This window comes from Citrobacter sp. MGH105 (assembly GCF_001037485.2).
Lineage (GTDB): Bacteria > Pseudomonadota > Gammaproteobacteria > Enterobacterales > Enterobacteriaceae > Citrobacter > Citrobacter portucalensis.
On record NZ_CP073048.1, the window covers coordinates 4,418,137 to 4,430,357 of the forward strand.

Annotated in this window: 10 protein-coding genes; 3 read left to right on the top strand and 7 right to left on the bottom strand. The window is 52.8% G+C overall.

The genetic code is table 11. The annotated features are described in order from the left end of the window. Positions 1 to 57 precede the first annotated feature (57 nt). Both SK35_RS21210 and SK35_RS21215 read left to right on the top strand, forming a co-directional pair. The gene (locus SK35_RS21210) at positions 58 to 1,245 is read left to right on the top strand and encodes an MFS transporter (RefSeq protein ID WP_048215022.1); all 1,188 of its coding nucleotides are present in this window, start codon (positions 58 to 60) and stop codon (positions 1,243 to 1,245) included. A gap of 191 nt (positions 1,246 to 1,436) precedes the next feature. Further along, complete coding sequence (locus SK35_RS21215) at positions 1,437 to 1,838, top strand: hypothetical protein (RefSeq protein WP_048215023.1); 402 nt, start codon at positions 1,437 to 1,439, stop codon at positions 1,836 to 1,838. A gap of 62 nt (positions 1,839 to 1,900) precedes the next feature. Here the strand turns inward: SK35_RS21215 and SK35_RS21220 are convergent, their stop codons facing one another. The 4 genes from SK35_RS21220 to uxuA all read right to left on the bottom strand — a co-directional run bounded on the left by SK35_RS21220 (position 1,901) and on the right by uxuA (position 7,635). Further along, complete coding sequence (locus SK35_RS21220) at positions 1,901 to 2,908, bottom strand: porin (protein ID WP_048215024.1); 1,008 nt, start codon at positions 2,906 to 2,908, stop codon at positions 1,901 to 1,903. 1,037 nt (positions 2,909 to 3,945) lie between these two features. Next, positions 3,946 to 4,719 (bottom strand): Uxu operon transcriptional regulator, encoded by a 774-nt coding sequence (gene uxuR, locus SK35_RS21225; protein WP_048215025.1) that lies wholly within the window; start codon positions 4,717 to 4,719, stop codon positions 3,946 to 3,948. A 175-nt stretch (positions 4,720 to 4,894) separates the two neighbouring features. Then, on the bottom strand, positions 4,895 to 6,370 hold the full coding sequence (locus SK35_RS21230) for a fructuronate reductase (RefSeq protein ID WP_048215026.1): 1,476 nt from the start codon (positions 6,368 to 6,370) through the stop codon (positions 4,895 to 4,897). Positions 6,371 to 6,450: 80 nt separating this feature from the next. Beyond that, positions 6,451 to 7,635, bottom strand: coding sequence for a mannonate dehydratase (uxuA, locus tag SK35_RS21235; protein WP_032942283.1), 1,185 nt, complete (start codon positions 7,633 to 7,635; stop codon positions 6,451 to 6,453). A 261-nt stretch (positions 7,636 to 7,896) separates the two neighbouring features. Between uxuA and gntP the strand changes: the two genes are divergently transcribed. Continuing rightward, positions 7,897 to 9,240: a gluconate permease GntP gene (gene gntP / locus SK35_RS21240; protein ID WP_003033260.1), complete on the top strand. Its 1,344-nt coding sequence runs from the start codon at positions 7,897 to 7,899 to the stop codon at positions 9,238 to 9,240. Between the two features lie 49 nt (positions 9,241 to 9,289). Here gntP and SK35_RS21245 read toward each other — a convergent pair whose 3' ends face one another. From SK35_RS21245 to SK35_RS21255, 3 genes are read right to left on the bottom strand one after another with little or no spacing between them, the layout of a single operon-like run. Then, the gene (locus SK35_RS21245; protein WP_000370411.1) at positions 9,290 to 9,985 is read right to left on the bottom strand and encodes a LutC/YkgG family protein; all 696 of its coding nucleotides are present in this window, start codon (positions 9,983 to 9,985) and stop codon (positions 9,290 to 9,292) included. Next, positions 9,978 to 11,405: a LutB/LldF family L-lactate oxidation iron-sulfur protein gene (locus SK35_RS21250; RefSeq protein WP_048215027.1), complete on the bottom strand. Its 1,428-nt coding sequence runs from the start codon at positions 11,403 to 11,405 to the stop codon at positions 9,978 to 9,980. The genes SK35_RS21245 and SK35_RS21250 overlap by 8 nt, the downstream gene beginning before the upstream one ends. A 10-nt stretch (positions 11,406 to 11,415) precedes the next feature. Continuing rightward, positions 11,416 to 12,135: a (Fe-S)-binding protein gene (locus tag SK35_RS21255; RefSeq protein ID WP_001102105.1), complete on the bottom strand. Its 720-nt coding sequence runs from the start codon at positions 12,133 to 12,135 to the stop codon at positions 11,416 to 11,418. Positions 12,136 to 12,221 lie beyond the last annotated feature (86 nt).

Genomic DNA, 12,221 nt, shown 5'->3' on the forward strand with positions numbered 1-12,221 from the left:
ATCATTTACGCATGTAATATAACAATTATCAGCTAACAGCGCGAAATGAGAGTCCGTATGTCCCAGGGAAGCCCAGATTCAAATCGTCATGCCATCAGCGTCGCGCTTTTTGGCATGCTGGTCTTAACACTGGGTATGGGAATTGGGCGCTTTCTGTATACACCAATGCTGCCGGTACTGCTGTCGGAAGGTCAATTTACATTTGACCAACTCTCCTGGATTGCCAGCGCCAACTACGCCGGGTATCTGGCGGGAAGCCTGCTCTTCTCCTTCGGGCTCTTCCATCTTCCCTCACGCTTACGCCCGATGCTGCTAACGTCCGCGCTCGCTACCGCAGGGCTGATTCTGGCGATGGCAAGCTTAACGCAGCCCGCGCTGGTGATGCTGATCCGCTTTCTGGCGGGCGTCGCCAGTGCAGGTATGATGATCTTTGGCTCAATGATCGTTCTGCATCATACCCGGCATCCCTTCGTGATCGCGGCATTGTTCTCCGGCGTTGGCGCAGGCATTTTGCTGGGCAATGAATATGTTATTAGCGGTCTGCATTTTGCGCTTTCATCGCACACGCTCTGGCTGGGCGCAGCGGCAGCCTCGGCTCTGTTCTTTGTGCTACTGGTTATACTCCTGCCATCTCGCAACCACGTGCTCCCCGCTGCGGCCCCGGTAAAAACAGAGCATCAGCCTATGTCCTGGTGGCTGCTGGCTCTACTGTACGGGCTGGCCGGATTTGGCTACATCATTGTCGCCACCTACCTGCCGCTGATGGCGAAAAGTGCCGGTTCGCCGCTGTTGACTGCCCATCTCTGGTCGCTGGTCGGCATATCGATAATTCCGGGGTGTTTCGCCTGGCTGTGGGCCGCCCGACGCTGGGGAGTATTGCAATGCCTGACGGCGAATTTGCTGATTCAAAGCGCCTGCGTGGTCATGACGCTCGCCAGCGGCTCCTTGCCGCTGCTGGTGATAAGCAGCATGGGGTTTGGCGCAACGTTTATGGGAACTACTTCACTGGTGATGCCGCTTGCCCGTCAACTAAGCGTGCCGCGCAATATTAATCTGCTGGGCCTGGTCACTCTGACTTACGGCATTGGACAAATACTTGGTCCGCTATTAACCAGCCTGCTGGGAAGCGGCGCACAGGCAATCGTTAACGCCACGGTGTGCGGCGCGGTCGCGTTGTTTATTGCGGCGCTTATCAGCCTCACGCAATTATACAAACAGCGTTTCGCCTCGCCCAAAAGAGTATAAACGGCAAACATCTAAAGAAGTTATATTCGGATTAGTCCGCAATTAAATGTCAGCATTTAATAAACCGCAAATAATCGGCAATTCCCCGTCAGACAATTTATAATTCCCGGCTGTTCATTTATAAACTCAATTTAAAATGCGTAAAAATGGACATATTAATTCAACATCAACACCATCTTCGGGAAAGACACATGTCGTGGTTTAAAAAAATACTACTGGGGTTAATTATTTTGGCGGGTTTAATTGGTACGCTAAAGGATTATAAAGACTTTGGCCTGTTTGGCGCACTGGGATTGTTTATTATCTTCCTGTTATCAACAACATTCTTATGGCAATGGGCCTCTGGCAAGTTACCGGAGATAACAAAGTTACATGCCATACTTATTTTACTGGCCAGCGCGGTAGCCTCTATTTTTGTTATCAATATGGCAATTGCCGGAAATTTGCATGTGGATTTAATTGAAGTCATGCGCGTTACCATTACCCATAATCCGCTTTTTTATCTGATCCTCTGCGTGGTCGCATGGGTAAAAGTGGGCATCTGGCAATGGCTGTTTAGCGGTGTACAGATGAAAGAAAGCCAGCCGGTTTAAACTCCAACAGATGTAAAAAAGGCGTCTTAACCAAGACGCCTTTTTCGTACTAGTATAACTACTTAGAACTGATAGGTCAGACCCGCAACAACCTGATTGTCGCCGTCTTTGCCATCGAGCAGGTTAATTTTGTAACCCACATCAGCAACCATGTTTTTGTTGAAGTAGTAGTCTGTGCCCAGCGCAACGTATTCGGTCAGATCAGTGTTGTTGTTGTCACGTGCATGAACGTATGCCACGTTCGGACGCAGACCAAAATCAAACACATAGGCCGCCATCGCTTCAAAGTGCTGCGCTTTGTCCGCATCCTGAATCAGGTTGTGGGATTCGCCGTACATGGTCGCAACGTAGATAGCGTTTGCATCATATTTCAGGCCAGCACCCCAGAATTCTGCGTTTTCGCCATCCCAACCATTTTGTTTCTGCTGAGCAGTCACAGAACTGTTGCTGTAGGCTGCAATGGCAGATACGCCGGAATCAGCGATATTGTCGTAGCCCAGGGAGAAGCCGTAGCCATTGCCGTGCTGTTTCGTCGGATCCTTATCGGAATCATCCTGACCCTGATATTGCGCGCCCAGGCTCAAGCCATCAACGGCACCAAACAGATTTTTGGTGCGGAGTGTTGCAACGCCAGAAGTGCGTGTAGTAAGGAAGCGGTCAGTATTTTCATAGGAGTCACCGCCGAACTCTGAAAGAGTGTCAGTGTAAGCTCCCACGTCGTAAGCGATACCGTAGTTACGACCGTAGTCAAAGCTAACGTCATGGCCATAATCCAGACCAGCAAACGCCAGACGTGTATTAACACCATTCTGAGAACCTTCTGCTTTAGCGGCATCAAACTGACTTTCAAACTGACCATAGCCAGTCAGTTGATCGTTGATTTGAGTCTCACCGCGAAAACCCAGACGTGCGTAGGTGCCGTCAGCATCGGTGCCGTCAGTCCAGGAGTGGACCGCTTTGACTTTGCCGTACAGATCCAGTTTGTTGCCATCTTTATTATAAATTTCCGCTGCATGAACGGAGGTTACCCCTAATGCCATTACAGCTAATGCCACTACTGACTTTTTCATGTTATTACTCACTTTTAATTGTGAATTTTGCTATCAACTTTGTTATGAAGGCGGAATGCCCACATAAAAAAGTCCCCTCCAGATAAGGGGAAACACCAATAACACACCGAAAAAATATACCAATAAAGGCAATAATGAAGTGGCAAGACCTATTTCAATTTTGGGTTTTAAAGAAAACCCGAACAGAGAGTAATTACTTAGATTCTTCGCTTGTGCTCTCATTAATAGAGCGATGCAACATTAATGCCTCGGCAATAATGTCTTGTTTACTTTTACGGGTTTCAAATGCCAGCGTCCGAACATATTCCCATAGAGAAGTATCGACACGGGCACTTAATAGAACCATATCTTTTGATCGGGTTCCCCTGGCTTTTCGGATATCAGGGTAATCTCGAGAGGGCATCGTCATCATCTCCTGAACGCAATAAGACGCTTATGGCGATGAAATATGCAGTCAGTGTAAAAACATGTCAACGGTAAAAAACATTCACAATCGTAATAAAACTGTTAATAAATAGCAGAAAAATGGAACGATATTTCAAGTGAAAGATAACTTGTTTATAGAATAATGTGTAATTTTAACTTTACATACATTCGTTTTTATTCATTTGATTAAAAAAGCATGAATCATTCACATGGATAATGATATACAGTCAAAACATCATTGCAGCCAATAGGTTACATGTCGTTATTAATGTCTACTTTTACGCAAACCACGTGTTTTTATGCGCTGTTATGCCAGGCGGCCCTGCCCTAACCACAGCGGAAATTACTTTGATTCTCACTTAATACAGACCAGTTTTGTCTAAAAATACGCACGAAAAGGTAAAAATAAGGTAAATAGCGCATTTTTTCGCAAGCAAAAATAAGTTGTTTTTAATTGATGAAAATCAATTTACATCACACAGGGGCAGCGAAAAAAATGATCATTGAAGACTATGGAAACCATTTTTTACATGAGGTTTAAGACGTGAAAAGAAAGGTTGCTATGCAATGCCGAGCGGGCCGGAACAGCCCGCGTGGGAGAGGTGGTAAAATCAGGCGTTAACTTTATCGAGCGGCCAGGAGTCAAACAGATAGCCATCGAAGTCGATGTCATCAACATTTGAAAACTCCAGCAGGCGCTGTTTGACGTTTTCCAGATGCTGCCACATCGCCAGCTTGGCCGCGCGGGCATCCTTTTTGATTAACGCCGCCAGGATCTGTTTGTGGTCACCCATCCACTCTTTACGATAGTTGGTATCATCGAGATGGCTATGAAGCTGGATCCACATAGGGTTGTTCTCGCGCCACTGCCATGACTGGCGGAACAGCTCCACCAGCATGCTGTTATGCGTGGCCTCGGCGATAGCGAGATGGAACTGCATATCACCGCTTTCAGAACCATTCGGTTCGCTGGAGGCCAGCTCCCGCTCTTCCAGTTGCAACGCCTGGCGCATTTTGACGATATCTTCGCGGGTGGCCTGCAGCGCGGCAAATTCGGCGATGTTGCTTTCCAGCAGCTGTCGCGCCTGGAGCAGCTCAAACGGGCCTGCATCATTGCAATGATTCACATCCGAACTGTCGATAGTCTGAGCTTCTGCATTGTCGAGCACGTAGATCCCGGCGCCACGACGCACGTCCACCAGACCTTTAATTTCCAGCATGATTAACGCTTCGCGCACCACCGTGCGAGTGACATTGAGTCTCTCGGCGATTTCACGCTCCGGCGGCAAGCGCTCACCAGGCTGGTACGGCGTCTGGACAATCAGATCGCGGATCATTGCACCCACTTCCTGGTAGGGTCTTTGCTGAGAAGTGTTCGATTTCATCGTGTTATGTCCGTCAGATGCGTCAATTCAGAATCCGGAGGCTGGATGACTGCGCACACCATATCCGGCCTACCAATAACGTTTTTTCGCCTGAACTATAGCATTTGCGGGAAGCCAAAAACAGAAAACGGGTCAACCAAATTAGTATTTTGATTGACCCGTCATACCTGGGTGGTTATGCGTCAGCGCTTAACGCTGCAACGCACTCGCGTGCGCCGTGTTCACACAACTGTTGATACGCTGCGGTAACCGTCGCAATAAAGTCGGCGTTTTCCGCCAGATCATGACCAAAAATGCCGCTCAACCCCAGCAGCGCCGTCACGCGTTCGGCTCCCTGGAACTGTTGGTTAATGCGCTGGAATTCGGCCTGCATTGGGTCGACAACATCAATGACCTGCCCCTGTTCATCCACACCGTGGGTGTAGCGCATCCAGCCCGCGATGCCCAGTGCCAGATGACGCCAGCCGCTGCCGTTTTGCAGATGCAGACGCACCGGATCCAGCAGGCGCTGTGGCAGTTTCTGGCTGCCGTCCATCGCAATCTGCCAGGTACGGTGGCGCAGAGACGGGTTGCTGAAACGCTCGATCAGCAGCGTCGCGTAGGCGTTGAGATCGGTACCTTCCGGCATCGACAGCGTTGGCGCTTGCTCCTGCATCATCAGCGCAAACGCCGCTTTGCGGTATGCTGGATTGGTCATGGTGTCAGCGATGGTTTCATAACCGCCAAGATAGCCCAGATAAGCGAGGAAAGAGTGGCTACCGTTGAGCATGCGCAGTTTCATCATTTCAAACGGTACTACGTCGGCAACAAACTGTGCGCCGACTTTGTCCCAGTCAGGGCGACCGTTAACAAAGTTGTCTTCAATCACCCACTGGCGGAACGGTTCGCAGGCGATAGCGCACGGATCGTAAACGCCCAACTGGTCGGCAATCTCCTGCAACGTTTCCGGCGTTGCCGCCGGAACAATGCGGTCTACCATGGTACACGGGAAGGTGGCGTTCGCTTCAATCCACTGCGCCAGCTGCGGGTCACGCGCCTGCGCCAGGCCCAGCACCGCGACTTTCGCCACATGCCCATTTTCACGCACGTTATCGCAGGACATCACGGTAAAGGCCGCCAGCCCCTGCTCACGACGCAGATGCAGCGCCTGTACGATGTAACCAATCGCCGATTTCGGCGCGGCCGGATTTGCCAGATCGTGTTTAATCAGTGGGTTATTGAGATCTAACTGGCCGCTGGCAGCATCGGTGCAGTAGCCTTTTTCCGTGACCGTCAGCGAGACAATTGCCGTCTGCGGGCGCGCCATGGCCTGTAAAATACCATCACAGCCGTCAAGCTCCGGGTGCAGGGCTTCTTTCATTGAGCCGATCACTTTCAGCACGGTGTTGTCCGCGCCTTTTTCCGCCACGGTATACAGCAATTGTTGCTTGCGCAGGTTTTCAATCAGTATGCAGTCATTACCCGGCATCAGGTTAACTTCACAGATACCCCAGTCGCTGTCGGTGGTTTCCAGCAGATGGTGGGTGTACAGCGCCTGATGCGCGCGGTGAAAAGCGCCGCATCCCAGGTGAACAATGCGGGATTGCAGACGAGAGCTGTCCCATGCGGGGCGCGCAACCGGCAGGTTGCTATTGGCAATTGTCGTTGTCATCGTGAACTCCAGATCCCGTCGGAAAGACCAACGGTGAGAAAAGAAAAAAGCCGGCCAGACAGGCGACCGGCAACACTGCTTTAGCGGCTAAAGAATGCGCGCTGGATAGCCATCTCAACGCCACGCACTTCCGCCAGGCCTTTCAGGCGACCAATCGCGGAGTAACCTGGGTTGGTTTTCTTTTTCAGGTCGTCAAGCATCTGGTGACCGTGGTCCGGGCGCATAGGGATCAGATCCTCTTTGCCCTCGGCTTTACGGCGCTGTTCTTCCTCAACGATCGCTTTCACCACTTCGTACATGTCAACGTCGCCATTTAGATGCGCCGCTTCATGGAAGGTTTTCGGGTTATCTTCACGCAGCGTGGAGCGCAAATGGGTGAAGTAAATGCGCGGGCCAAACTGTTTGATCATGTCGACCAGGTCGTTATCCGCACGAACGCCGTAGGAGCCGGTACACATGGTGAAACCGTTCGCCATGCTGTTGACCGTATCGACCATCCACTGCATATCTTCCACGGTGGAAACAATGCGTGGCAGGCCAAGGATTGGGCGCGGCGGATCGTCCGGGTGTACCGCCATGCGCACACCGACCTCTTCTGCTACCGGAATAATCGCCTTCAGGAAGACGGCAAAATTCTCACGCAGCGCAGCTTTATCGATATCCTTATAGCGTTCAAGATGCTGGCGGAACTGGTCGAGCGTGTAGCCCTCTTCCGCGCCCGGTAAACCGGCGATGATATTGCGGGTCAGACGTGCTTTGTCTTCTTCGCTCATGGTGGTGAAGCGTTCATTCGCCTGCGCAATCTCTTCGGCGGTGTAGTCCGCTTCCGCGCCCGGTCGTTTGAGGATATGCAGCTCAAAGGCGGCAAATTCAATTTGATCGAAACGCAGCGCTTTGGAGCCGTCCGGCAGGACGTATTCCAGGTCGGTACGGGTCCAGTCGAGAACCGGCATAAAGTTGTAGCACACGGTACGAATGCCGCACTCGGCCAGGTTACGCAGGCTTTGCTGGTAGTTGGCAATCCACTGCTGATAGTTGCCGGAACGGGTTTTAATGTCTTCGTGGATCGGTACGCTTTCGACGACCGACCATACCAGGCCCGCCTGCTCAATAATGGCTTTGCGTTTCAGGATCTCATCAACCGTCCACACTTCCCCGTTCGGGATATGGTGCAAGGCAGTGACAACGCCCGTTGCACCCGCCTGACGCACATCCGCTAAGGTGACCGGATCGTTAGGACCATACCAGCGCCATGTCTGTTCCATGTTTTATTCCTCGTTTACGTTATGGACTCGACGATATGGCACATAAATTCCTCCTTTTGGTATTACATGTCAACCTGAAGCGATAAATTGGTTAACCAAATCACGATATCTGCTGACCATACCGCTAATTAACGGCCATACAACCCAGTATTAATGTAAACATGTAACGCAATGTGACATCCATCGCATCATAGGTTGACCAATATATGTAACATCTCAACCAAAATCATAATAGTTCAACCAAAGTAAGGTAGACGTTATATGCACGTTCTCAATATTCTGTGGGTTGTATTCGGCATCGGCCTGATGCTGGTGCTCAATTTAAGATTCAAGATAAACTCGATGGTCGCTCTGCTGTTGGCGGCACTCTCGGTCGGTATGCTGGCGGGAATGGATTTAATGGAACTGCTGCATACCATGAAATCCGGTTTTGGCAGCACGCTGGGTGAGCTGGCGATTATCGTGGTATTCGGGGCCGTCATCGGTAAGCTGATGGTTGATTCCGGGGCAGCGCATCAGATTGCCCATACGCTGCTGGCGCGACTCGGTCTACGTTACGTGCAGCTGTCGGTGATCATTATTGGTCTGATCTTCGGCCTGGCGATGTTCTATGAAGTGGCGTTTATTATGCTGGCACCGCTGGTGATCGTCATTGCCGCGGAAGCGAAGATCCCGTTCCTCAAGCTGGCGATTCCTGCGGTTGCCGCCGCCACCACCGCTCACTCACTGTTCCCACCGCAGCCGGGTCCGGTCGCGCTGGTTAACGCCTACGGCGCTGACATGGGCATGGTTTACATCTACGGTATCCTGGTGACCATTCCGAGCGTGATCTGCGCCGGACTTATCCTGCCGAAATTCCTCGGCAACCTCGATCGTCCAACGCCGTCATTCATGAAGGCCGACGTACCGGTTGACCAGAACAACCTGCCGTCCTTCGGCGTGTCTATTCTGGTGCCGCTGATCCCGGCGATCATCATGATCTCCACCACCATCGCCAACATCTGGCTGGTGAAAGGGACGCAGGCGTGGGAAGTGGTCAACTTCTTAGGCTCCTCGCCGATTGCGATGTTTATCGCCATGGTTGTCGCCTTCGTGCTGTTTGGTACCGCGCGCGGTCATGACATGCAGTGGGTAATGAACGCCTTTGAAAACGCGGTGAAAAGCATCGCCATGGTGATCCTGATCATCGGCGCGGGCGGCGTACTGAAGCAAACCATTATCGATACCGGCATCGGCGATACCATCGGCATGCTGATGTCACACGGCAATATTTCTCCCTACATCATGGCGTGGTTGATAACCGTGCTGATTCGTCTGGCAACGGGTCAGGGCGTGGTCTCAGCCATGACGGCGGCGGGGATTATTAGCGCAGCAATCCTCGACCCGGCAACCGGTCAACTGGTGGGCGTAGACCCGGCGTTGCTGGTGCTGGCAACAGCGGCGGGTTCCAACACCCTGACCCATATCAACGATGCTTCGTTCTGGCTGTTCAAAGGCTACTTTGACCTGTCGGTGAAGGATACGCTGAAAACCTGGGGTCTGCTGGAGCTGGTAAACTCCGTGGTTGGCCTGATAATCGTGTTGATCATCAGCATGATTGCATAACGTCGATACCGCTCTGGCCCACAGCGCCAGAGCGGTTTTCCATCCTGCCTCAACAATCCTCAATAATCAGATATACCGCCTTCACCGGACCATGCACCCCAACCACCTTGATAAGCTCAATATCCGCCGTCGAGCTGGGTCCACTGATGATATTAATGCACGATGGCATACGCTCACCGGCCTGTGCTTTCTGATGCAGTTTTTCTGCCAGCTGCGCCACGCGCGGCAGGATGGTGCTTTTACGCAGCACGAAAATAGAGGACTCCGGCAACAGGCTCAGGGAGCGCCCGCGCTCCGGTGCGGAAAACAGCACCACGCCGCCGGACTCGGTCAGGCCATATTCGGCATACACTACGCCGACTTTCGCCTGCTCGGCCTGGGTAATATTTTCGCTACCACGCGCCGGATCCCAGACCACGGCGTTGCATTCCTGCTGCAAGCGTTCGGTGATGCCCAGCTCCACCAGCCGGCTGTCGCCGCTCAGCACCACCGGCTGCTGACCCAATTCTTCGCACAGGCGCAGTGCCGCGTCTGCGGCCTGGTCCTCGCTGGTCAGTTCGCAGCGGGCCAGCATCACTTCGCTGGCAAACTGGATAAACGCAGAGCAGCGCTGCTCGGGGCTAAGCTCGGTCAGGCGCTCGTTGGCATAGTTGTTAACCGGTGCGGCATCCGCTTGCGGTTCGAAGCGCAGCGGGCGACCCAGCGCCTGGGCGATGGTGTTTAAAAACGCGGTACGGTTATCCATTCTTTTTCTCCTGCGCCTGATGTTTCTTAAACCAGCTGCGGAAGCTCTCGCCGTCAGCATCAGGCAGATCGCGCGCCTCCATCCAGTCACCAATCGCACCAACCTTGAGCGGGGTTTTGCCGCCATTGATAAACCAGCTCGCCGCATGCGCGCCCGCCATCATCCCGACTTTCCACAGCCCCGGATGGCTATTGGCATAGGCGAACATCTTGATCGCCCGTCGCTCGGCTTTCGGCGTAATGCCCTCCTCGGCCATCACCCGGCGATGACGCAGGATCAGTTTTGACAACGGAATACGCACCGGGCAGACGCTGTCACAAGCCGTGCACAAAGAACAGGCGTACGGCAGGTCTTTAAAATCTTTATAGCCGCCGAGCAGCGGAGAAATCACCGCGCCGATAGGGCCGGGATAGATAGAGCCATAGCCGTGTCCGCCGATGTGGCGGTACGCCGGACAGGTGTTCATACAGGCTCCGCAGCGGATGCAGCGCAGCACCTCGCGAAACTCTGAGCCCAGCACCTGCGAGCGACCGTTATCGACAATCACCAGATGGAACTCTTCCGGTCCGTCAACGTTGTCCGCCTCGCGCGGGCCGGTCAGCCAGGTGTTGTAGCCCGTCAGACGTGCGCCCACGGCGCTGCGCGCCAGCATGGTAATCAGCACATCCACCTCGGCAAAGGTCGGCGCGATACGCTCCATGCCCATCACCGCAATGTGCGTTTTCGGCAGCGTGGTGCACATACGCGCGTTGCCTTCGTTGGTCACCAGACACACCGAACCGGTTTCCGCTACGGCAAAGTTACAGCCAGTAATACCGATTTCGGCACTGAGGAAATCCTCGCGGATCTTCTGACGAATGAACAAGGTCATGGCTTCCGGGGTTTCCGGGCCGTCGTACCCCAGACGTTCGTTCAGCACGCGTCGGATCTGGTAGCGATCTTTATGAATAGCCGGAACCACGACGTGCGAAGGCGGATCCTGATCCAACTGCAGGATATATTCCCCGAGATCGGTTTCGATCACCTGGATTCCGGCATCCTGCAACACATGGTTGACGCCGATTTCTTCGGTCACCATCGACTTGGACTTCACCACCTTCTGCGCATTTTTACTCTGCGCGACCTGCAAAATGTAGCGAGTGGCATCTTCTTTGGTTTTGGCGAAATAGACGTGTCCGCCGTTTTCCGTCACTTTCTCGGAGAGTTGGTACAGGTAAGCGTCGAGGTTGCTCAGAACGTGATCGCGGATCTGGCTGGCACGATCGCGCCAGTCTTCCCAGTGGCCTAACTCATCAACCATTTTTTGCCGATTCGCGCCGATACGCTCCTGCGCATTAGCCACGGCTTTGCGCATGATCGGATCTTCTATCTGCTGACGAATACGCAGTTTAAATTCTACATCGCTGGTTTTTATCGACATCTCTTTCCCCTCAGCGGCTCATCAGCACTTCAGCAATATGCATCACTTTGACCGGCTGGCCTTCCCGTTGCAGTCGACCGCCAATGTTCAGCAGGCAGCTAACGTCTGCGCCAATCAAAAATTCCGGCTTTGCGTCCATCAGATGTAAGACTTTCTCTTTCACCATCTCACCGGATATCTCGGCCATCTTGACCGAGAACGTCCCGCCAAAGCCGCAACAGGTATCCTGATCGGCAAACGTCAACAGCTCCAGTCCGCGCACGTTTTTCAGCAGCGTAAGCGGCTCTTCCTTCACCCCCAGTTTGCGGGTTAGGCTACAGGAAGGATGATACACAGCGCGACCCTGCAGGCTGGCACCAACGTCCACCACGCCCAGTTTGTTGACGATAAAGGAGGTGAGATCCTGCATACGCGCGGAAACTTTTTCAGCACGCAGCGCCCATTCCGGTTCATCGGCCAGATACGTCGGGTAGCTTTTTACCGCGTAGGTGCAGGAGCCCGCAGGGGAGATAATCGGATCGTCGTTGTCTTCCAGCGCGGCGATCAGGTTTTTCATCCCAGGGATCGCCTCTTTGATGTAACCGCTGTTGATGGCTGGCTGACCGCAACACCCTTGCTTCTCGGGGAAATTCACGCGACAACCCAGTTTTTCCAGCAGCAATACGGAGTCTCGTGCCATCCGTGATTTCAGTGCGTCACCAATGCAGGTAACAAAGAAATTTACATTCACAATAACTACTCCATTGCTTCATTTCTGTTTATTGCGCTTGATATCGCGATATCAAGCAAAGATTCAGCTGTATTTCACGCCCAGTT